The 20,384-nt window shown below is 49.0% G+C and carries 21 protein-coding genes and 3 pseudogenes; 10 read left to right on the top strand and 14 right to left on the bottom strand.

The window, feature by feature from the left end; all coding sequences use genetic code 11:
* The first annotated feature begins 162 nt into the window (after positions 1-162).
* Entirely contained in the window at positions 163-3,270 is a 3,108-nt protein-coding gene (locus HMPREF3178_RS23085) for a beta-galactosidase (RefSeq protein ID WP_017145795.1), read from the top strand.
* Positions 3,271-3,325: 55 nt separating this feature from the next.
* Positions 3,326-4,576, top strand: a complete 1,251-nt coding sequence (locus HMPREF3178_RS23080) for an MFS transporter (protein ID WP_016808789.1) — start codon at positions 3,326-3,328, stop codon at positions 4,574-4,576.
* A 73-nt stretch (positions 4,577-4,649) separates the two neighbouring features.
* Here HMPREF3178_RS23080 and HMPREF3178_RS23075 read toward each other — a convergent pair whose 3' ends face one another.
* From HMPREF3178_RS23075 to HMPREF3178_RS23065, 3 genes are all read right to left on the bottom strand, one after another.
* Positions 4,650-5,738: an AAA family ATPase gene (locus tag HMPREF3178_RS23075; RefSeq protein ID WP_017145794.1), complete on the bottom strand. Its 1,089-nt coding sequence runs from the start codon at positions 5,736-5,738 to the stop codon at positions 4,650-4,652.
* Between the two features lie 102 nt (positions 5,739-5,840).
* A complete protein-coding gene (locus HMPREF3178_RS23070) occupies positions 5,841-6,101 on the bottom strand; it encodes a hypothetical protein (protein ID WP_024274240.1) in 261 nt (86 codons plus the stop codon).
* 28 nt (positions 6,102-6,129) lie between these two features.
* Positions 6,130-6,384: a hypothetical protein gene (locus HMPREF3178_RS23065; RefSeq protein ID WP_004102396.1), complete on the bottom strand. Its 255-nt coding sequence runs from the start codon at positions 6,382-6,384 to the stop codon at positions 6,130-6,132.
* 275 nt (positions 6,385-6,659) lie between these two features.
* On the opposite strand from HMPREF3178_RS23065, the gene HMPREF3178_RS23060 reads away from it, so the two are divergent.
* Positions 6,660-6,986 (top strand): hypothetical protein, encoded by a 327-nt coding sequence (locus HMPREF3178_RS23060; RefSeq protein ID WP_004102397.1) that lies wholly within the window; start codon positions 6,660-6,662, stop codon positions 6,984-6,986.
* A 108-nt stretch (positions 6,987-7,094) separates the two neighbouring features.
* Positions 7,095-7,367, top strand: a complete 273-nt coding sequence (locus tag HMPREF3178_RS23055; RefSeq protein ID WP_004102398.1) for an ElaB/YgaM/YqjD family protein — start codon at positions 7,095-7,097, stop codon at positions 7,365-7,367.
* 233 nt (positions 7,368-7,600) lie between these two features.
* On the opposite strand, the gene HMPREF3178_RS23050 is transcribed toward HMPREF3178_RS23055, so the two are convergent.
* Positions 7,601-7,912, bottom strand: a complete 312-nt coding sequence (locus HMPREF3178_RS23050) for a hypothetical protein (RefSeq protein WP_029496815.1) — start codon at positions 7,910-7,912, stop codon at positions 7,601-7,603.
* A gap of 209 nt (positions 7,913-8,121) precedes the next feature.
* On the opposite strand from HMPREF3178_RS23050, the gene HMPREF3178_RS23045 reads away from it, so the two are divergent.
* A complete protein-coding gene (locus tag HMPREF3178_RS23045) occupies positions 8,122-8,661 on the top strand; it encodes a DUF2058 domain-containing protein (protein ID WP_004102402.1) in 540 nt (179 codons plus the stop codon).
* A gap of 109 nt (positions 8,662-8,770) precedes the next feature.
* The gene (locus tag HMPREF3178_RS23040; RefSeq protein ID WP_004102404.1) at positions 8,771-9,253 is read left to right on the top strand and encodes a cold-shock protein; all 483 of its coding nucleotides are present in this window, start codon (positions 8,771-8,773) and stop codon (positions 9,251-9,253) included.
* Between the two features lie 226 nt (positions 9,254-9,479).
* Here the strand turns inward: HMPREF3178_RS23040 and HMPREF3178_RS23035 are convergent, their stop codons facing one another.
* Both HMPREF3178_RS23035 and HMPREF3178_RS31915 read right to left on the bottom strand, forming a co-directional pair.
* Positions 9,480-9,932 (bottom strand): hypothetical protein, encoded by a 453-nt coding sequence (locus HMPREF3178_RS23035; RefSeq protein WP_004102406.1) that lies wholly within the window; start codon positions 9,930-9,932, stop codon positions 9,480-9,482.
* Positions 9,929-10,489 (bottom strand): YajG family lipoprotein, encoded by a 561-nt coding sequence (locus HMPREF3178_RS31915; protein ID WP_004102408.1) that lies wholly within the window; start codon positions 10,487-10,489, stop codon positions 9,929-9,931. The genes HMPREF3178_RS23035 and HMPREF3178_RS31915 overlap by 4 nt, the downstream gene beginning before the upstream one ends.
* Positions 10,490-10,894: 405 nt before the next feature.
* Here HMPREF3178_RS31915 and HMPREF3178_RS23025 point away from each other — a divergent pair, with 405 nt between their 5' ends.
* On the top strand, positions 10,895-11,566 hold the full coding sequence (locus tag HMPREF3178_RS23025; protein WP_004113322.1) for an SOS response-associated peptidase: 672 nt from the start codon (positions 10,895-10,897) through the stop codon (positions 11,564-11,566).
* Positions 11,567-11,742: 176 nt separating this feature from the next.
* Positions 11,743-12,354, top strand: coding sequence for a hypothetical protein (locus HMPREF3178_RS23020; protein WP_004102413.1), 612 nt, complete (start codon positions 11,743-11,745; stop codon positions 12,352-12,354).
* A gap of 94 nt (positions 12,355-12,448) precedes the next feature.
* On the opposite strand, the gene HMPREF3178_RS23015 is transcribed toward HMPREF3178_RS23020, so the two are convergent.
* The 4 genes and pseudogenes from HMPREF3178_RS23015 to HMPREF3178_RS23000 all read right to left on the bottom strand — a co-directional run bounded on the left by HMPREF3178_RS23015 (position 12,449) and on the right by HMPREF3178_RS23000 (position 15,849).
* On the bottom strand, positions 12,449-13,717 hold the full coding sequence (locus tag HMPREF3178_RS23015) for a Y-family DNA polymerase (protein ID WP_017145791.1): 1,269 nt from the start codon (positions 13,715-13,717) through the stop codon (positions 12,449-12,451).
* Between the two features lies 1 nt (position 13,718).
* Positions 13,719-14,138: a translesion error-prone DNA polymerase V autoproteolytic subunit gene (locus HMPREF3178_RS23010; RefSeq protein ID WP_004102417.1), complete on the bottom strand. Its 420-nt coding sequence runs from the start codon at positions 14,136-14,138 to the stop codon at positions 13,719-13,721.
* Positions 14,139-15,075: 937 nt separating this feature from the next.
* Positions 15,076-15,269: pseudogene (locus HMPREF3178_RS32225) on the bottom strand (hypothetical protein); the annotation flags it as partial.
* 172 nt (positions 15,270-15,441) lie between these two features.
* Positions 15,442-15,849 carry a DUF4354 family protein gene (locus tag HMPREF3178_RS23000; RefSeq protein WP_017145790.1) on the bottom strand — a complete coding sequence of 136 codons (408 nt, stop codon included), beginning with the start codon at positions 15,847-15,849 and terminating at the stop codon, positions 15,442-15,444.
* 524 nt (positions 15,850-16,373) lie between these two features.
* Between HMPREF3178_RS23000 and HMPREF3178_RS22995 the strand changes: the two genes are divergently transcribed.
* Positions 16,374-16,733, top strand: coding sequence for a hypothetical protein (locus tag HMPREF3178_RS22995; RefSeq protein WP_017145789.1), 360 nt, complete (start codon positions 16,374-16,376; stop codon positions 16,731-16,733).
* Positions 16,734-17,088: 355 nt separating this feature from the next.
* Here HMPREF3178_RS22995 and HMPREF3178_RS22990 read toward each other — a convergent pair whose 3' ends face one another.
* From HMPREF3178_RS22990 to HMPREF3178_RS22980, 4 genes and pseudogenes are all read right to left on the bottom strand, one after another.
* Entirely contained in the window at positions 17,089-17,442 is a 354-nt protein-coding gene (locus tag HMPREF3178_RS22990; protein WP_017145788.1) for a nuclear transport factor 2 family protein, read from the bottom strand.
* Positions 17,443-17,861: 419 nt separating this feature from the next.
* A pseudogene (locus HMPREF3178_RS31900) lies at positions 17,862-18,141 on the bottom strand (SAM-dependent methyltransferase); the annotation flags it as partial.
* Positions 18,142-18,503: 362 nt separating this feature from the next.
* Positions 18,504-19,139 (bottom strand): DUF421 domain-containing protein, encoded by a 636-nt coding sequence (locus tag HMPREF3178_RS22985; protein WP_004102429.1) that lies wholly within the window; start codon positions 19,137-19,139, stop codon positions 18,504-18,506.
* Between the two features lie 9 nt (positions 19,140-19,148).
* A complete protein-coding gene (locus HMPREF3178_RS22980) occupies positions 19,149-19,595 on the bottom strand; it encodes a DUF3290 domain-containing protein (protein WP_004102431.1) in 447 nt (148 codons plus the stop codon).
* Between the two features lie 462 nt (positions 19,596-20,057).
* On the opposite strand from HMPREF3178_RS22980, the pseudogene HMPREF3178_RS30375 reads away from it, so the two are divergent.
* Positions 20,058-20,249, top strand: a pseudogene (locus HMPREF3178_RS30375) (colicin-like pore-forming protein); the annotation flags it as partial.
* Positions 20,250-20,384 lie beyond the last annotated feature (135 nt).

Here is a 20,384-nt window from a genome sequence, read left to right as displayed (position 1 = left end):
TTTATGTTTAAAAGACGACAAAAATCAGCTGTTTTCCCAGCTTTTCGTGATCGCCAGTGGGTTTCATTTTCGCCAATATTGCGGCTATAGCGAAAATAACTGATAACAAAATCATATTGTCTAGCGAACGACATTTTTATCACTTATCCGTCAGGAATGCGTATGCAACAACACCACTCTATTTCCGCCGCAGGAGCCACGTTCCATCAGATTCTCGCCCGCGAGGACTGGCAGAACCAGACCATTACCCATCTCAACCGTTTACCGGCCCACCCGACTTTCGCCAGCTGGCGCGATACCGACGCGGCGCGGAAAAACCAGCCCTCCGCGTTCCGCCGTCGGCTTGACGGCCAGTGGCAATTCTCCTGGGCCCGCAGCCCGTTTGACGTGGATGCCCGCTGGCTGGAAGACGATCTGCCGGACAGCCGCAGTACGCCGGTACCCTCAAACTGGCAAATGCAGGGCTACGATGCGCCCATCTATACCAACGTTCGCTACCCTATCGACACCACCCCGCCGCGCGTTCCGCTAGAGAACCCGACCGGTTGCTACTCATTGACCTTTCGCGTTGATGAGAGCTGGCGGGCCGACGGCCAGACGCAGATTATCTTCGATGGCGTCAACTCCGCGTTTCATCTGTGGTGCAACGGCGAATGGGTCGGTTATTCGCAGGATAGTCGCCTGCCAGCGGCCTTCGATCTCTCCCCCTATCTTCAGCCGGGCGATAACCGTATCTGCGTGATGGTGATGCGCTGGAGCGCGGGAACCTGGCTTGAGGATCAGGATATGTGGCGCATGAGCGGTATCTTCCGTTCGGTCTGGCTGCTGAATAAACCGACGCTGCACCTCTGCGACGTCCAGCTTACGCCGCAGCTGGATGCCCTCTACCGCGATGCCGAACTGCTGGTGAACTTAAGCGTCGCCGCACCGGTCGCGCTGCTGGAGGAGCTGACGGTGAAAGTCGAACTGTGGGATGACGATCGCCTGGTCGCCAGCCACCAGCAGTCGCCCGGTTCGCCGATTATCGATGAGCGCGGAAACTATGCGGAGCGCGCGGCCATTCGTCTGCCGGTAGAACGCCCGGCGCTATGGAGCGCGGAAACGCCAGACTGCTATCGGGCGGTCGTGTCGCTATGGCGCGCTGATGAACCGATCGAGGCCGAAGCCTGGGATATCGGTTTCCGCCGCGTTGAAATCAAAAACGGCCTGCTGCTGTTGAACGGCAAACCGCTGCTGATCCGCGGCGTCAACCGTCACGAGCATCACCACCAGCGCGGCCAGGTCGTTACCGAAGAGAATATGGTGCAGGATATTCTGTTGATGAAGCAGAACAACTTTAACGCCGTACGCTGCTCGCATTATCCAAACACCCCACGCTGGTACGAGCTGTGCAACCGCTACGGCCTGTACGTCGTAGATGAGGCCAATATAGAAACCCACGGCATGGTGCCGATGAATCGAATATCCGACGATCCGGCCTGGCTACCGGCCTTCAGCGCCCGCGTCAGTCGAATGCTGCAAAGCAACCGCAACCATCCGTCCATTATTATCTGGTCACTGGGGAATGAGTCCGGCGGCGGCGGCAACCATGAAGCGATGTATCACTGGCTGAAGCGCAACGATCCCTCTCGCCCGGTACAGTACGAAGGCGGCGGCGCCGACAGCACCACCACTGATATTATCTGTCCGATGTACGCCCGCGTTGACCGCGACCAGCCGATTCCGACGGTGCCGAAATGGGGAATCAAAAAGTGGATCAGTCTGCCTGGAGAACAACGCCCGCTGATCCTCTGCGAATACGCCCATGCGATGGGTAACAGCCTCGGCAACTTTGCTGATTACTGGCAGGCATTTCGCGACTATCCTCGCCTGCAGGGCGGGTTTATCTGGGACTGGGCGGATCAGGCCATCAGTAAAACCTTCGACGACGGCAGCGTTGGCTGGGCCTACGGCGGTGATTTTGGCGACAAACCGAACGATCGCCAGTTCTGCATGAACGGTCTGGTGTTCCCCGACCGCCGCGCGCATCCTTCCTTAATCGAGGCCAAACATGCGCAGCAGTACTTCCAGTTTGCGCTGCTCGCGCAATCCCCGCTGCGTATCCGCCTCAGCAGCGAATATCTGTTCCGCGCCACCGATAACGAAGAGCTGCGCTGGCAGGTTCAGGCCGCGGGTGAAACTTTTGCTGAGGGTAGCGTGAAGCTGGCGCTTTGCCCGGAGGGCCAGAGTGAGCTGACGTTGTGCGATGCGCTGACGCTGCCCGCCGGCGCGGAAGAGGTGTGGTTGACGCTGGAGGTGGTCCAGCCCCAGGCCACCGTCTGGTCCGACGCCGGGCATCGCGTTGCGTGGCAGCAGTTCCCGCTCGCCGCGCCGCTGGCGCTACGCGGCCCTCGGTCTGCCGGTATCGCGCCAGCGCTGGAGAGCAGCGACGCGGCCTGGATTGTCCGCAGCGGCTCGCAGCAATGGACCATCGATCGGCAAAGCGGTCTGTTAACCCACTGGCAGGTGGACGGCGTGGAACAGCTGCTGACCCCGCTGCGCGACCAGTTTGTGCGCGCACCGCTGGATAACGACATTGGCGTCAGCGAAGTGGAGCGTATTGACCCTAACGCCTGGGTAGAGCGCTGGAAAAGCGCCGGACTTTACAAGCTCAGCGCCCGCTGCGTCCAGTGCGACGCTCAGCGCCTGGCCCATGAAGTGGTTATCGATAGCCGCTGGCACTATCTGCGCGGCGACGAAGCGGTGATTGTCAGCCACTGGCGGATGACATTTGATAGCGAAGGCAAGCTGCATCTGGCGGTCGATGGCGAACGTGCCGGCACCCTGCCGCCGCTGCCGCGCATCGGGCTGAATTTCCAGGTTCCGGACCAGCACCAACCGGTATCCTGGCTCGGCTACGGTCCGCATGAGAACTATCCGGACCGCCGCACCAGCGCCTGCTTCTCCCGCTGGCAGCTGCCGCTGGAGGAGATGACCACGCCGTACATTTTCCCGACGGAAAACGGCCTGCGCTGCGACAGCAAAACGCTGGACTGGGGGCGCTGGCACGTGGGAGGCAACTTCCACTTCTCGGTACAGCCCTATGGCACCACGCAGTTAATGGAGACCGATCACTGGCACTGGATGAAGCCGGAAAACGGCGTCTGGATCACCCTCGACGCTCAGCACATGGGCATCGGCGGCGATGACTCCTGGACGCCCAGCGTACTACAGCAATGGCTGCTGCTTGAGACACAATGGCAATATCAGTTAACGATTCACTTCCAATAATAATCGGGGGCGCAAGCCCCCAACCTTACAGGCATAATAATATGGAATATTCACAATGAAACTCTCTGAACTGGCGCCACGAGAACGGCATAATTTTATATATTTCATGCTGTTCTTTTTCTTCTACTATTTCATCATGTCAGCCTATTTTCCCTTTTTCCCGGTGTGGCTGGCGGAAGTTAACCATTTAACCAAAACCGAGACGGGGATCGTCTTCTCCTCTATTTCGCTATTCGCGATAATCTTCCAGCCGGTTTTTGGCCTGATTTCGGATAAGCTCGGTCTGCGCAAGCATCTGCTGTGGACGATTACGATTTTGTTAATCCTGTTTGCCCCCTTTTTTATTTTCGTCTTTTCGCCGCTGCTGCAGATGAATATCATCGCAGGCGCGCTGGTGGGCGGGATTTATCTGGGGATCGTCTTTTCCAGCGGCTCCGGGGCGGTAGAAGCCTATATTGAACGCGTCAGCCGCGCCAACCGTTTTGAATACGGTAAAGTCCGCGTCTCCGGCTGCGTCGGCTGGGCGCTGTGCGCGTCAATCACCGGCATTTTATTTAGTATCGACCCGAACATTACGTTCTGGATCGCCTCCGGTTTCGCTCTGATCCTCGGCGTACTGCTGTGGGTATCAAAGCCGGAGAGCAGCAACAGCGCCGAGGTTATCGATGCCCTGGGCGCCAACCGTCAGGCTTTCTCCATTCGCACCGCCGCAGAGCTTTTGCGGATGCCGCGCTTCTGGGGCTTTATTATTTATGTCGTTGGCGTCGCCAGCGTCTATGACGTTTTTGACCAGCAGTTCGCCAACTTCTTTAAGGGCTTTTTCTCCAGCCCCCAGCGCGGCACTGAAGTATTCGGCTTCGTCACCACCGGTGGGGAATTACTTAACGCGCTAATCATGTTCTGCGCCCCGGCGATTATTAACCGGATTGGCGCTAAAAACGCCCTGCTAATTGCCGGGATGATTATGTCAGTACGCATTTTAGGATCGTCTTTCGCTAACTCGGCGGTGGAAGTGATCATTTTAAAAATGCTGCATATGTTTGAGATCCCGTTCCTGCTGGTCGGCACCTTTAAATATATCTCTTCGGCATTTAACCCGAAGCTCTCGGCGACCCTGTTCCTGATCGGTTTCAATTTATCAAAACAGCTGTCAGGCGTTGTGCTCTCGGCGTGGGTAGGACGGATGTATGATACCGTCGGCTTCCATCAGGCCTATCTGATCCTGGGCTGTATTACCCTGAGCTTTACCCTCATCTCGCTGTTCACCCTGAAAGGCAGCAAAACCCTGCTCCCGGCCGCGGCATAACATCAGGCCGCCGGAAACCCTCCGGCGGCGCTTCGGCAATACACCGTTACTACACCGAATAAGTCAGTTGCCGCTAGCTGGCGATCCGCGTTTCCCCATCGCTATTTTCCAGCCCGTAAATCCGGGCTTCCGCCATGGATGAAACCAGCTCAGCCAGCTCCGCGGAGTGGCTGGTTAGCCAGATTTGGCTATAGCGGGAAGCTTCGACAATCAGCCGGGCCAGCGCGGGGAACATTTGACGATGCAGTCTGTTTTCCGGCTCGTTAATAGCCAGAAATGCCGGCGGACGCGGGCTCAGCAGCGCCACCGCCAGGCACAGGAAACGCAGCGTGCCATCGGACATTTCCGCCGCCAGTAAAGGTCGCCAGACGCCATTGCGGCGCATCTTTATCGAGAAACGCGAATTCTCATTTTCACAGTAAAATGTACACTCCGGGAACGCTTCGCCGAGGATCTCATGCAGCAGCTCTTCGGCGCCGATTTCCACGATGGTCTGAAAAGCGGCGGCAAGGTTGTGCCCATCGCTGTCCAGCACCGGCGAGCGGTAACCTACCGTCGGATGACGCAACGGCGAGAGTCTGCCTATATTGAATTCGTGATAAAAGCGCCAGTGGCGCATGGTTTCCCTGACCCTGGAGACTTCAGGAAAGCGGTGCGGCTCGCCCAGTTGGCCAAAAATCGATTCATTCTCATAAATCGCGTCGGTAAAAGTGCTTTTTTCACCATTGACGTCAACCAGGAACGCCGCCTGGTTTTTGCGTTCCAGCACGCGCGATGAAGGGCGTCGGGAAAATCCTGCCAGCCAGATAGACTCCTCTTTAACGATGGGATCCAGCTGGAACTGAGTCGGATACGGCAGTTTTTCCGGGAAACCTACCTGCAGCTGGTAGTCAAACTCATCGGTCAGGCAGGCAATCTGCAGCCGCCGCGGAAAGCGATCGTTCGGCGCGTTCGGCCCGGACCACATAATGTTCTCCAGGCCGCCTTCATCGCTGATATAACCGGAGAACTTCCCATCGGCGCAGGCGGTTAACAGATGGATGGCTTTATAAATGTTGGATTTGCCGCAGCCGTTGGGGCCAAAGACGATATTCAGCGCACCGAGTTCCAGCTCAATATCCCTGACCGATCTGAAATTTTTTATCCGGATATGGTTAATCATAAATTCCCGAAACTGATAGAAGCGTTTTGCTCTACTGTATCGGAGGCAAAAGGAAAACGAAATATGAGGAGACCGGACGACAAGCGATCGCCCGGAACCGGCTTAGCCGAAGAGTTTTTTCATGCCGCGAGTTAGCGCGACTCTTTTGAGTTTTTCCGTATCCTCATGGCTCTCGTTGAAAACGCCGAAAAAATAGCGTTCATCATCAATGGTCTGCGATACGATTCTGTAGCTCAGCGGCTGACCGGATTTCGCGCCATACTGCGCAGGCGTCACGGAAATCTCCGTCGCGTTATCGGCAACGCTGACCATCAGGCCGTCGCCTTTCCCTCCAACCAGCATCACCTTAATTAACGGGTGCACCATGTCTCTCCCGGGTTGAGGTCAATGATTAATTTTCGATGGCCGCTGGCTGACAGTTGGCCGCTGCGCCGCCCTGGCCGGACGAGCCTTTCGGGGAAGCCGGACGCGCGCCCTCTTTACCAACAACGGGCGGTAACGGCACGCCTTCTTTGTCCACCGCAGGCGGCGCCTTCTGGCAGGTCGCCGTTTTCGTCACATCTGCGCCCCAGGCGGGCATTTGCAGACTCAGGAGCGCCACGGGAGCAAGCAGTAACGTATTCTTCAGTACTTTCTTATAGTTCATACCGGCCTTGAGTAAAAAATGTATTTCTCATGCTGAGCTAAGCGCTGATTATTAGTAGTAAAAGCTGACAAATGATGAAGGAAAAAAGAGGAATTGTGAACATCAATAGTTCTTATTTATGAATTGCGACGTTTCCAGCCCCAGCGCCCGAGGGATCTTATATCTAAGAATTATCTCAATCAATTGAAATAACAGGAATACCACCAATTCTGGCGAAGTTTTTTACAGGAGCACCGCTCTATACTGAAAACGAAAATAACCATCAGGATTATACAATGACAAAACTCCCTCTGATACTTCTTCTGGCTGGCGCGGGGCTATTACAGGGCTGCTCGGCGTTCGATAAACATCACGGCGTTAACTGGGGCGAAGGTACCTGCCCGACTCCCGCGCCAGAAGCGATTAGCAAATCGAAGCAGCTGATTATTGAGGATGGTAAAACCCTCAAATGCCAGATTCGTCCTTATGTCAGCAATATGGCCTGTCAGGGGATCACCGATAAAACTCATGCCGATGGCGTCGTTTGCCAGAACGGATTAGGGCAGTCAATTTTGTTTACCTTCGACGATAAAGGCGTACTGCAAAAACATGGTAGCGTGTAAGCGCTCACGCTATGGAAAATTCCTGGAGTGACGCTCGCCGCGGCCCGAACATTGGTACTTCGCCTGTTAGCCACTAGACTTAAATAAGTCAAACGAAAGGAGAGTCTCATGTCATCACAAGAGTATGAAAACGACGCGCAGAATCTGGCCGATAAAGTGGGCAATAAAGTCAATGAATTTGCCGGGGAAGCCCAGCAGCAGTTTGGTGATGCGGTAGATTCGCCGAAACATCAGCTAAAAGGCGCGGCCCGTAAATACGCCGCTCAGGCTTCGGATGCCGTTTCAGAGGTGTCCGAGCGCGTCAGGGAAAATCCGTTAACCGGACTGCTGGCCGCCGGCGCTATCGGCCTGGTCATTGGTCTGTTGGCAGGACGGAAGTAATTCTCCAGCCTGCGGGCCTGAAAACTGATGGCAAGCCGGTTTTACACCTTTCCCCTATTCCAGCCCGCCAATGGCTGAGAAACACCGGAGTGTTATCAGGTTACGCACTCTTCACCGGCCCGGTAAAGCGCTTGCCGCTACCGGGCTATTTCTCCCCTATGCGGTTTGTCAGCCATCAGAAGCGTTGAGAGCCTGAACGTGGGGTATTGCTGCAAGAAATCCTTAAAGCGCCCTTAAATTCCCACCACCGCAGCCACCTCAAACTGGAAAACGTACGGATCGGACAGCAGCTGGAATTGCTCATCATCGGCATAGGTGACGGCGACATGGTACTCTTTACCGGCAAAAGCGATGATAGCATCCAGATCGTTCCAGTAGGTCGCCAGAAAGAAGTGTTCCCACTCCCCCTGAGTTTCCCGCCTGACGAAGGCGCCCGCGTTGCCGGCAATGCTCCGCGAATGCTGCACTCCGGTTGCCTGCAAATGCCCCGCAAACGCATCGCCAAACTCAACGGGAACACAGCCATGCCAGGTTCTGACAATCATCGCTAGACTCCATATAAAATCAATAAAAATGAATTTATAGCAAATAAAATCGCCATTGTGTGATTTTTTATTCATTTCACACTTTTTGCGTCGACGCCCTTTTTTGCTGCCGTTTCTGCTTCTATCCCCAGGCCCGACCCTGCACGCTGACACATCCGCTAAAATTACAGGTATAATCCCACAAATTATTCAGCGGATTCAGAAACGAGATGACAAAACTCACCTTACAAGAGCAGATGCTAAAAGCCGGCTTAGTGACCAGCAAAAAGATGGCCAAGGTTCAAAGAACGGCGAAAAAGTCACGCGTTCAGGCGCGCGAGGCCAGAGAGGCGGTGGAAGAGAATAAGAAAGCGCAGCTGGAGCGGGATAAACAGCTTAGCGAGCAGCAAAAGCAGGCAGCGTTATCGAAAGAATATAAAGCGCAGGTCAAACAGCTCATCGAGATGAATAAAATCGATATTTCTAAAGGCAATATTGATTTTAATTTCACGGATAACAATTTCATTAAAAAAATCACCGTGGATAAACTGACCCAGGCACAGCTGATAAGCGGTCGCCTCGCCATTGCGCGCCTGGCGGGTGATAGCGACGGCGAGAGCAAATACGCGATTATCCCGGCAAGCGTAGCCGATAAGATCGCCCAGCGCGACGCCAGCAGCATTGTCTTAAACAGCGCGCTCAGCGCGGAAGAGCAGGATGAAGACGATCCGTATGCTGATTTTAAAGTACCTGATGATTTGATGTGGTAAATCGCGTTAGCCCGCTCAGGCAAAAGATTTAGACGTAGTCTGCGCGGGCAATGTGCTTTACACTGCGCGCGGCAAAAAATTGAGTAGATAAACGATTAACCAGGCGGTAATGGCGATGAACGGAACGATCACAACGTGGTTTAAAGATAAAGGTTTTGGATTTATCAAAGATGAAAACGGCGATAATCGCTACTTTCATGTGATTAAGGTTGCCAACCCTGAGCTGATTAAAAAGGATGCGGCGGTCACTTTCGAACCCACAACCAATAACAAGGGTTTGTCAGCGTACGCCGTGAAGGTCCTCCCGGAAAGCAAATATATCTATATCGCAGGCGAGCGGATTAAGCTCACGTCGATAAAATCTTACCTGGTTTATAACGAGGAGGAGCCTGCCGACACCCGCATTGATAAAGAGAACGCGGTCCTCTCCGTGGGCCTGCTGATGGGAAATATCAGGCCAAAATCAGCCGCTAAGCCCGGGGAAATGCGCTCGGTCAAAAAGCTGGCCATCACCACCTTCCAGGGCACCACGCTCATCTTCACGGAAGATGAGATAGACATCGACGCCACGGTGAAACTGCTTAAGGTGTAAGATCCTTCGGTGAAGAAAGCCGGGGCAGAGCTCACTTTCTGCCGCCCGCCTGCCCATGCAGCCTGACGTTTCCCGAACTGGTGTTGTGCAGCCGGGTACCGGGACAGTGGCGCAGGTTTGGCTCTTCTGTAAGCCGCAAAAAACAGCCGCAACGCGCAGGTTGCGGCTACCTTCAATACGCTTAACTGGCAGCTATCAGGCTCTACGCCCGGCGTTCATTGCTGTATCAATGCCGAGGATCGGCAATGATACGTGAAGGACTGCCGTATAGTACGAGTATCTTATTACCTTCGACAAACAAGGGGGTATTACCTTGTACAACGGTCATCAGATTACCGTTTTCCGTTTCGATAACATATTCCATCCCCGTCTGTTTTGTCGCAGAAGCTTCAAGCGCTGCGCCGGTTAGCCCCCCGACAACCGCCCCGCCAATAGCGCCGACAATATTCGCGCGAGTGCCTCCTCCAATTGCAGACCCTGCAGCCGCTCCCGCGGCCGTACCCGCAGCACCGCCCAAAGCGGATGTGCCACGAATATCGACCGGTCGCGCGCTAATGATAGTGCCGGCAATAGAGCGATTCACCATGCCTACCGAACCCACGGAATAGCTATTCGGGGAAATATCCTGCGCACACCCCCCTAACAACGTGAGCATCGTGATTAAAGCGACCCGTCTCATTTATCTACCTTCGAAGGGAACATCGGGCGGGAGAGTTCAATGCTTTCTAACGCTTGTAAGAACTGCGTAATATTGTTTTGTACCGCGCGGTTTATTGATTCACGGGCGCGAACAACGCCCACGAAGGCATAGGATGCAGGCACAGTTCCAGTAGATTCGATATCTTGCGTATAAATAATATCGCCATTAGAGCGGTTAATTACCTCATAACGCGCAACGGCTTTCGTTGTCATGGCCATGCCAAAGCTCGGAACGTCAATCGCTAAGACTTTCACGTTAAGGCTCACCGTATTAGCAGAGTTATCTTTAAAGATCGCCATTCTATCGAGCGCCTCTTGTAACGAGTCTCGCCAAATGGGGGTAATGGTTTCCATCCCCGCGACGATATCGCCTTTCTGCTCATCGGGACGCGCAAGCGAAACCGTGAGTGATTTTAGCTGTGCATCAATTTTCTTCTGGCTAACGCCAACGCCAGGTGTAGAAAAATTCAGAGGTGGAACGCTGGCACATCCTGTTAAAGACCCAATAACAACAGCAATTAAGAGTAGTTTTTTCATTATTTATCCCCGTTAGTTGTAAGGTCATCCTAACGTAATAAATAATCCAGATATATTGATTTTAATCAGTTAGTTAAATAATAGGATAAACATTATCTCTGGCGTGGACGTTAAATGGATTTTGCCATCGCTTTTTGGGCTATCGGCTACGCTCACAACATTTATCACTGCAATCAGATAAAAGCGCGCAGGGTACTGAAAGATAGACACTAATTTATTCAGAACTTTCTCAGGTTTTAATTTTTTAAAGGGATTGAGTAGCGGATATTTGCGCCATAAATCGGGCCCTGCTCAACGAACGTCGAGAGGGCCAGATCCGCCGCGTTTGCGGCCACGGCGCCGTTGAAAATAGAGGAGAAGCATACTGACCTATACTTAAAATCTGATATCCGATTAGAGGTGGCTATGTGCGGACGTTTTGCTCAATCACAAACCAGGGAAGAATATCTGACCTATCTGGCTGAAGAAGCCGAGCGCGACATTGCTTATGATCCGCAGCCTATAGGACGCTATAACGTGGCGCCCGGTACCAAAGTTCTGTTGCTCAGCGAACGTAACGAACGGCTGCACCTCGATCCGGTACACTGGGGCTATGCCCCCGGGTGGTGGGACAAACCCGCGCTTATTAACGCTCGTGCCGAAACCGCGGCCACCAGCAGAATGTTTAAACCGCTATGGCAGCATGGCCGGGCGATTTGCTTTGCCGACGGTTGGTTCGAGTGGAAGCGTGAAGGCGATAAAAAACAACCCTACTTCATCCATCGTAAAGACGGTAAACCTCTATTCATGGCGGCGATCGGCAGCGTACCTTTCGAACGCGGCGATGAAGCGGAAGGGTTTCTTATCGTCACGTCCGCCGCCGATCGAGGCCTTGTCGATATTCACGACCGCCGCCCGTTAGTGCTGGAGCCTGAAGCTGCCAGGAAATGGATGCGCCAGGATGTCGGTGGGAAAGAAGCGGAAGAGATTATTGCCGACGGGGCGGTTTCCGCAGACCATTTCGCCTGGCACCCGGTATCGCGAGCGGTAGGTAATGTGAAAAACCAGGGACCGGAATTGATACAAGCGCTCAGCTAAGCACAATCTGCATATACCTCTTACAGGCGCGATCGTTCCATGTTCGTAAAATATATCACCCAGAATAAGCTAATCCGCATTATGTGTTAAAGAAAGGTTATTATACAGCACAAAGTGAACAGAATTTACATTAACGTCACCTATCATATTCGCCATAATCAAAATTGGTGATGTTAATGACTGTACTTAAAAGCTTTTTCTTCTTCCTTGGCGCGGCTTGTACCTGCGCATTTGTGGTACTTTGCCTGTGGGTCGATATACATTATTGGGATTATAATATTTCGGAATTATCACTCACTGAAATTGTTCAGGAGTTGGTGTTAGCTACCATTGTTGTTATTCATTTTCTGCTGGCGAAGCAGTATAAATCCATGCGCTACTGCAATATTCTTATTGGCGGCTTTTTCCTTGCCATGCTAATTCGTGAGCTGGACGCCCTTTTTGATCTTATTTCTCACGGGAGTTGGGTGTGGTTTGCGCTGATTGCCGCTCTGGCAGCCTTAATTAATCCACTTATTCATTATCGTCAGACCATGGAACAGCTTACACAATATACCCGTACGCCCGGGTACGGCATGTTAATCAGCGGGCTGCTGGCTATTCTGGTCTTCTCCCGACTCTTCGGTATGCAAGGTTTATGGCAGGCCATACTCGATGACGGTTACGTTCGGGTTGTAAAAAATGTCGTTGAGGAAGGCAGCGAATCATTCGGTTATATGCTTTGTCTCACCGCCTCTATTGGTTATTACTGCAATTTTCGCGGAACCCTGGGGCAGGAATCAACCTGAACCCTGCGCTGATATTGGCGTGTTATCCGAGCTGCGAGCTCAACCAGGCAACTTGCTAAGAAAGGAATGGTATAGAGTTGCGGCGTTCTCCCTATCACCTGACCTGAAGCAAATCGCTGTATCTCGTGGTGTAACGCGGCGAAAGCATCTCTCTTTTCATTTGCCATGCGGTCTGAATACCCTGCCCGGCAAAATAAAGGGTGCCTCTTCCCTCTTGCGAGTTGAGATGATCGAGCACTTCCATAAGCTTGCCGCTGTTATGCCGCGGGGCGTTGTCATCAAACAGGTTTAACTGCGCGACGCCCTGGCTAAAAAAGTCGCCGAGCATGACGCCAGCTTTCTGATAGCGGTGGCCATCGCGCCAGATTTTATCCAGGCACTTTACCGCCGCATGGATAATGTCGCGGGAATCCTGCGTGGGGATGAGAAGCATCACCTGGGCGCTGTTGCCATAGTAAGGCTCATTCAGTGCAAAGGGGGAAGTCTTCACGAACGTCGAAATAAAGCGGCAGTACTGATGCTCACCGCGCAGCTTTTCAGCCGCGCGGGCGGCATAGCTGCAGATCGCCTGACGCACCTGCTCATACTCGGTGACGCGTTCGCCGAAAGATCGGCTGCAGACGATCTCCTGCTTTGCCGGCGGGAATTCTTCCAGCTCAAGGCAGGGCTCGCCGCGAAGTTCTCTTACCGTTCGCTCCAGTACGACATTAAAGTGTTTTCGGATAACCCATGCGCTCTGCTCTGAGAGATCCAGAGCCGTTTTGATGCCCATCGTATTCAGTTTCTTACTGATGCGTCTGCCAACGCCCCAGACATCCTCCACGGGAACCAGGGCCAACAGCCGGCGCTGACGCTCAACGTTCGACAAATCAACCACGCCGCCCGTCTGCCTTTGCCATTTTTTAGCCGCATGATTGGCGAGCTTAGCCAGGGTTTTCGTTTGGGCAATGCCAACGCCAACGGTCAGATGCGTACGCTTAAGAACCGTAGCGCGGATCTCTTTACCAAACTCCGTCAGGTCACGGCAGTTTCGCACCCCCGTTAGATCGCAAAAAGCCTCATCAATGCTGTAAATCTCTACCCGCGGCAACATCTCCTCAAGCGTTGTCATCACGCGGTTGGACATATCCGCGTAAAGCTCGTAATTGCTGCTGAAGCAAACTACGCCAGCCCGTCTGAAAAGATCCTTTTGTTTGAAAAACGGTTCTCCCATCGTTATCCCGGCGGCTTTAGCTTCTGCGCTGCGCGCAATCACACAGCCATCGTTATTGGAAAGAACAACCACCGGCCGCGCTTTTAAATCGGGTCTGAACACCGTCTCACAGCTGGCATAAAATGAGTTCACGTCACACAGGGCGAACATCTCAGCCAGCCGCTTTGATGATATACGTCACCACACCGAATACATCCAGCGTGTCCTCGCTACCCACGACGATGGGGGTATAAGCGATATTCATCGGATTGAGCTGAACCCGTGGATGAAGCTGCAGCTTCTTAACGGTGAACTCCCCGTCCACCGCGGCAATCACGATATCGCCATGGACTGCAGTTCTTGAGCTATCCACGACCAGAAGATCCCCCTCACCAATGCCCGCATCCTTCATGCTATCGCCCGCAGCTTTGACAAAATACGTCGCTGAGGGGTGATTGACTAACAGTTCGTTCAGGTCGATTCGTTGTTCAACATAATCCTGAGCGGGGCTCGGAAAACCACATTGAACGAGACAACTGTATAGCGGAAGTGAAAGGACTTCTCGCAGCTCTGCTGGGGTGTAAAAAATCATTGTAAGTATCCGCTCACATAAATACTGTTTATACATACAGTAGATTTAACCCGGCGACATATCAATATAGGTTCCGTCTATCAATTTTCTTCACTGACGTAACATATTGATGTAATGAGTAAGGTAAGTCCTAAAGTGTTCCCGGCGATAAACTGTTTGTTGGTTTTGCCAGCAGTGCGAGGATAAAATTTTGTCGCTATGGTTCTGCTTTCATAGCAAATTGCTCACCTGCAGCTCTTGCATACGGTTCGCAGGTGAGCAACCTGATTCCGCAGGGAAAATGACTTTTCCGCAGTTTGTACCGTGCATTTCTTGATATATCGGCGAACCGTTGCATAATTAAGATAATGCGCGTCGCGCCGTTCTTCACGGGATATGCCAGTAGCAGCGCTATTCAACAGGAACCGCTTCTGCAGCTCACCCCCAGTCTGACCAGGTCATCGACACCTTCAGTAATAGCGTTTTTGAATGTTATTCAACAGCTTCATTCTATGAAGGCAGAAACACGTTTTCTCAAAAAAATCTTGAAATGAGGATTTAAGCCCATGAAATATGTATAGTTACAATGATATAGAAATAATTAAAGCCAACCTCGAGTGGATTGTTAATCAAACGACTGCGAATTCCCGGAGCCCCTCAGTTTCCGATCGCAAAACGCTCAACAGCCTTCAGGAGCTCATACAGAGCTATGAAGGGCTACTTGAGTTAATCATCCAGTATGGAATTGCTGTAGTAGATAAGGAAATCATCGAAGGGCTGTCCCTTACAGAGAAGTTTATTGCTAAGGTTAAATCGAATGCGCATGCATTTTAGCCCTCCCAACAGAATCTCCAGGCCAATATTGATGCGTTTAAGGGATGACGCTGGAGAAGAAAACAAACAAAAACCGGGCTCTGGCACCCGGTTCTCGATGAATCGACAAAGCGCTTGACGAACCTCAGCCCGCGGTTTTCCGGCACCACTCAATATCCGGATCCTGCCCGCGTCGCTGGCGATAACGCTCAGCTAAATCAGATCAGTCCTGTTGCCGCGAGACAGCACCGCCTCGCGCAAGCGCTGGCCGTTTTCTCGCGTTAAACCGCCCTGCTCAACGAATCACCGGCAGCCCTGGTCCACTATCTGCTTAATCCAGTCGGTTAACCCGGAAGCCCGCCGCATGCTTATACTTTGCTGACGAGGAAAAGAAAGGATAAAAAAGGGAGAGCAATCTGTTTTGCTTTAATTATTTATATTAAAGAAAAACAGGCCGCTAAAGGTAAATCCCCTGACCTGTTTATCCGACATTAATAATCCTAAAAAAGAGTTATTTACACTGGGAACCTAAACCAAGTTTGACATAAGGTAATGACAGCATATCGGGTTCAGTACTGGAAAAGTAAATGACGCCAGTGCGGGACTCTCCTGGCTTATATGGGGATAAAAGTTCTAACTGTATCCCATGCCCCATTAAGGTTTTCCCCATATTATCATCGAGGTAAAAACACATTTTATTATCTTTACCAGGAACCAAAGGTTCACTGGAGTTGTTGTTAACCGTAACCTGATATGATAGCAAATGCTCAGCTTTCCCCGTCACGCTGTTCCATACACTTCCGGCCCCCTCTTTCTGCGCATAGACAGTGACGTCTGGGGACTTAACGGCGGAAATCGCCTGTCCGGCGGCCATTAAAGATAGAAACAGAGTAAAAATTTTAATTTTCCTGGAGAACATTATAATCCCTCACGCTAAAAACTTAAGAACAGGTACTAACATGACAACACAGCAAGGTTAAGTCACACTCTTGCTATTTACAATACATTTATCGCTTATTTCATCCCTTTAGCTTAAATCTTATAAAAACTCACATTTTGATGTGGGCGCACATCACACAGAACATTTAAATAAGAAAAGAGGGACGTTTGATATTTTATTATAAAGCATGAGATGACTGCCTGCTTTTGTAACAAAATGTATTAGCCATTGAATTACGGAACTCACCAGTTAAATTATAAGCATGGAAATCAGTATCTGACTAAGTAAAAATCATCATTGATTGTGACCTGCCCCATATATTTTTATTCAATGGATGATAAACATAACAAATATAAAAATTGACAACCACGGGTGTTATTTAAATTTGCCTTTTTAAATAACACAATTACAACAATTGATAATATCAAGATACTAAAGGTAAACATTTGCATAGTTATTTTTTGCGGCTTACCCTAAAGCCTCATATCAGGAGTTTATTCCCAATGAAGATATCATTATTAGCATTTATATTTATAACCCTGACCGGCTGTGTGGACCCCGGCCTTATCGGGATACATCCAGAATTACGCACGAGTTATTTTAATGGTTATAAAAATGAAGTCGCGTCATGCTTACAATCCGCAGCGGTGAACAACGACTTATTGATGCAACAGGATGACTCGCTGCCAGACGGTTCCTATAGATATAACATTCTGGACGCAGGAGGAAACACCGTAGCATGGGTCGATATAGCAGATTTTAGCGGAAAGCAAAGCACCGTAAGTTTTTATTATGCCCGCCATAACAAGGATATGTATGAAGCTATTTCATCAATAATTGCACAGTGTAAAAGGGTGTCTTAAGGATAAAGATTGATTTTGGGGAAGAAAAATCTGCCTCGACAATCCCCCACGCATGACCATTCCCGCCGGGCGTTTTGATGTCCCTACGGTTACCGTCGGCAACGGATCCGTTACTTGCTGCCCGGTAGCTCCGGTTCGGAATTTGGTCAGTTATCGTTGGGGCACCATAGTCGCAGGCGCGCAGCTCGCGATAATCAATGCCATAACCCAGCCAGCAATCTCGTTCCACTTAAAATTAGGCTATGTTTTAATACAGAGTTGATATTATAACAATTTATAAAGGGAAGTTATTACACTTCCCTTAACGAAAATTTTAAGAAATTTGCAAACTATTCACATAGGGTAAATATTTATTTTATTCCATAGGTAAATTGCGCAATTTCAAGAAAGATAGCTTATCCCAGTAGCCTCTTTGAAATAAAATTTTATTATTTACTATTTGAAAAAAACCGCAACCTCTCAAACCGAATGGGTCACGCCACTCTAAAATTGCCCATTGCCCATCTTCGAAAATGTTTTCAACGATACAAACCATTTGTGCGTAAGAAAAATCTTGTTCAAACATTTTCTTTATAGCCTCTTTCCCAACAACTGACTCATTGGCAACCTGATGGTTTATTGCATTATCATCATATAATTCTGAGATGGTTTCTATATCTGCATTATTAAATGCGTCAACCCATTGGCAAAGTACTTCTTTTGGCTTCATATACTTTAACTCCTCGGTATGTGATAATTTTTATTTTAATTTGCAATATAAAAAAATCTAATTTCATTAATGCATACTACTTTTACAATTAATTTCAAGACAATGTATACATTAAACGCATACAGGTTCTCGAGCTTTAAAATCCATTGCTCTTGCAAAAGCACGGAATATATTGCATTGAACTACTTGATCTATTTTTGAACCTAATACGAGCATTTCTTTTAAATATCAAAGCAACGGCTCTTGTTGAGATACTGATGGTTTTTAACTATCTCAAATCAAAGATTTAACATTTGCCATAATATGGCCTCTAAATCTTTAAATATACTATTATTATGGTATATCACCAAAAACTATCAACTTCAACATTTATTTAAAACCAGGCCAAAAATTAAAACACCATGAGGATTCAGTACTCAAAATGCCTCTCTAACGCCAGCGCGTAGATCATCTCCCCAGTTGTCCCAATCCAGCTTTCCATATTTTTTTACCGTGCCATCCGTTTGGTCCGACACGTTCAAGATGTGGGGGATCAAAAACCACCACAGAAAACGATGAGGCTTCAAAAGGTAACCTGCGAAAATCGGCGATAATATCGGGGATTATAACCAACTGTCGGCCATCACAAAGGGCATGCCGCTCGGCATGGATATCGCTGAATACGCCGCGCTCGTCATGTTCAGGGAGGCACAACAACATGGCCCTTTGTGTTCAAAACCCCATGCTGATGGCGATAGTCACCATACAAAGACGCGGCGATCTCACCAAAATGAAGTTCTCTGATAAGCGGGAAAGATAATTGCAAATGGCGCTCTGTCAGCAAACCGTTTCACCTGGCGCCCTGTTCGCACGGTTAGTAACATGAAAAAAATGGCCAGAACTGATGATGCTACCAATAGCCTATAGCTTTGAAAACGTCCGCTATACGTCAGAAGCGGATGTTGATGCTAAAGACCTGAGATAGAGGTACACCAGAAATGGCAGCCTCCTGATACTTACCCCTCTACAAAAAATCACCAATATCAGTTGGATGCTGATAACAAGGGCATTAATTTTGGGTTTTATTTTTCATATCCGTATAAATTGATTCTACCTGATAAATACTCACCTAAATACACTTCACTGATTTTATTGAAGCCTTGCTTTATAACTTCGTTTTCTAACCAGTCACTATTCTTGTTAAGGATTTCGAGCAGATCATGGTTGGCCAAACCATCCACTATGATTGGATAACGTATATTTTCATCACCATTTTGTATAATGGTTAACTGACCATTTTGTTCAAGTATCACTCGTTTAAGCTGTTCTATTTCATAAATACCACTTGCTCTTAACTTGAACATCAAATCATTAGCTGAAACACCATTGCGTAAACATTCCTTAACATTAACACTTCCATTATGAACCAAAGTAATAGGCTTTCCATCAAGAATTCTTTTTACTAACCGATTATTTTCTTTTAAAAACTTAAGAACAAAAACCAGAAAAGTCCATATAATTAATACCAGAACAAATTGTAGTACTGTTATTGATTCATTGTAAATTACGCCACCAATAATCCCCCCCAGCACATAGTTCTGAACCTGATCCATTGCGGATGAAGGGGCCAGATTTCCCTTTCCCATGAGATTTATTTGAACAATTAAGCACAGTATTCCCAGTCCCAACTTTATTATGATAGGTGTATAAATTATCATTTCTATTCCTCAGTTTTTCACGATTTCAACATCTGGGGTTACTAACGAAACCTCTACCAGGCTGTATGTTTTTTGATCCAGACTTAAGTTGACACGATAATAAAAATCATTAATTTTAACGATAATGCCATCCGAAAGTTGTACTGAACTGGAGAATATAGAATTAACACTCACTTTTTTTTCTTGTGACAACAACCTAATAAAGTTGACCATTTGTGATGACCTGGAGTGTATATTTTGGCTATCGGTATAATCTGCATACTGAACACCAGAAATGAAGAGTAAAAATAAGAACGCAATGATCGTTAAGTCACGGTATTTAGTTTGTAAACGATGGCGCATATACAGGCTAAAAACAACGATCAGGATAAATAATGTACTAAATATAATAATGTATTTTAAATAATCATTGATATTAGACTGCATTTGTAGATAATCGATGCCATAAAATCTCATAAATTTATAATCCCTAAACCTTCAATACCCCATTTTCGTTATAGTAACACATAGCATCTTTCAGCCATGATGTTACTTAACAACCAGTAATTATCAGCCATCAGCTGCAATTTGTCATTATCTTTTAAGCCGTAAGTGGAGCATCGATGGATTAAGTATCTGCATATGGGGGATGTTGGCTCATGGAGCATTCTTATTTGGAATGAACAACTTAATCAAAGGTTCAAGCGCACAGCCGAAGGGTCTTCAAAATTGACCATCCATTTTGCAAAGATCTTCACAAATAAGTCTGGGACTCCCTGCTGAAAACCTTGTGCCGGAAATGAACATTTTGAGGCTATTGATGTAAGTATCCCGCATAATCGTGCCATTCACATTTAGAGATCCTCCGTCATAATCAGTCGGCCAACTAGTTTGCCGACCTGTACCTTGAGAACCGGGCGCTGAGTTGAGACTGATAACTGGCATCCTTTCTTTGTTAAAGTGCAGACAATCGCTATCGATTTTGCCGCCACGCATCTCGCAGCATTAGCTTTTGCCGCCGTTTTGTCTGGTCCGGTAGGAGTGCTGGGATGTGGCTTAATTATGGCTGGAATTGGTGCTATCGTTAACGATACCATCGTAGAAGAAGCTAACAAAATTATCGCTATTTAACACCAATTTAGTTTTGTAACTAATACAAAGTTATTATTATTTTATAATGGCTTCCTTCGATTGCAGAACTCTGCAAGCGATGCCAAAGGAATCGCGGATAAGAAATCAAATATATAATACAAAGTAAATTTATAG

Source organism: Klebsiella sp. HMSC09D12 (assembly GCF_001808475.1).
In the GTDB taxonomy this organism is placed as follows: Bacteria; Pseudomonadota; Gammaproteobacteria; order Enterobacterales; family Enterobacteriaceae; genus Klebsiella; species Klebsiella oxytoca.
The sequence above is the reverse complement of the archived record's forward strand: the minus strand, read 5'-3'. Positions and strand labels throughout refer to the sequence as shown.

Coding starts and splice junctions, on each gene's coding strand:
- HMPREF3178_RS23085 (WP_017145795.1), top strand. CDS start 163: ATGCAACAACACCACTCTATTTCCGCCGCAGGAGCCACGTTCCATCAG.
- HMPREF3178_RS23080 (WP_016808789.1), top strand. CDS start 3,326: ATGAAACTCTCTGAACTGGCGCCACGAGAACGGCATAATTTTATATAT.
- HMPREF3178_RS23075 (WP_017145794.1), bottom strand. CDS start 5,738: ATGATTAACCATATCCGGATAAAAAATTTCAGATCGGTCAGGGATATT.
- HMPREF3178_RS23065 (WP_004102396.1), bottom strand. CDS start 6,384: ATGAACTATAAGAAAGTACTGAAGAATACGTTACTGCTTGCTCCCGTG.
- HMPREF3178_RS23060 (WP_004102397.1), top strand. CDS start 6,660: ATGACAAAACTCCCTCTGATACTTCTTCTGGCTGGCGCGGGGCTATTA.
- HMPREF3178_RS23055 (WP_004102398.1), top strand. CDS start 7,095: ATGTCATCACAAGAGTATGAAAACGACGCGCAGAATCTGGCCGATAAA.
- HMPREF3178_RS23050 (WP_029496815.1), bottom strand. CDS start 7,912: ATGATTGTCAGAACCTGGCATGGCTGTGTTCCCGTTGAGTTTGGCGAT.
- HMPREF3178_RS23045 (WP_004102402.1), top strand. CDS start 8,122: ATGACAAAACTCACCTTACAAGAGCAGATGCTAAAAGCCGGCTTAGTG.
- HMPREF3178_RS23040 (WP_004102404.1), top strand. CDS start 8,771: ATGGCGATGAACGGAACGATCACAACGTGGTTTAAAGATAAAGGTTTT.
- HMPREF3178_RS23035 (WP_004102406.1), bottom strand. CDS start 9,932: ATGAGACGGGTCGCTTTAATCACGATGCTCACGTTGTTAGGGGGGTGT.
- HMPREF3178_RS31915 (WP_004102408.1), bottom strand. CDS start 10,489: ATGAAAAAACTACTCTTAATTGCTGTTGTTATTGGGTCTTTAACAGGA.
- HMPREF3178_RS23025 (WP_004113322.1), top strand. CDS start 10,895: ATGTGCGGACGTTTTGCTCAATCACAAACCAGGGAAGAATATCTGACC.
- HMPREF3178_RS23020 (WP_004102413.1), top strand. CDS start 11,743: ATGACTGTACTTAAAAGCTTTTTCTTCTTCCTTGGCGCGGCTTGTACC.
- HMPREF3178_RS23015 (WP_017145791.1), bottom strand. CDS start 13,717: ATGTTCGCCCTGTGTGACGTGAACTCATTTTATGCCAGCTGTGAGACG.
- HMPREF3178_RS23010 (WP_004102417.1), bottom strand. CDS start 14,138: ATGATTTTTTACACCCCAGCAGAGCTGCGAGAAGTCCTTTCACTTCCG.
- HMPREF3178_RS23000 (WP_017145790.1), bottom strand. CDS start 15,849: ATGTTCTCCAGGAAAATTAAAATTTTTACTCTGTTTCTATCTTTAATG.
- HMPREF3178_RS22995 (WP_017145789.1), top strand. CDS start 16,374: ATGAAGATATCATTATTAGCATTTATATTTATAACCCTGACCGGCTGT.
- HMPREF3178_RS22990 (WP_017145788.1), bottom strand. CDS start 17,442: ATGAAGCCAAAAGAAGTACTTTGCCAATGGGTTGACGCATTTAATAAT.
- HMPREF3178_RS22985 (WP_004102429.1), bottom strand. CDS start 19,139: ATGATAATTTATACACCTATCATAATAAAGTTGGGACTGGGAATACTG.
- HMPREF3178_RS22980 (WP_004102431.1), bottom strand. CDS start 19,595: ATGAGATTTTATGGCATCGATTATCTACAAATGCAGTCTAATATCAAT.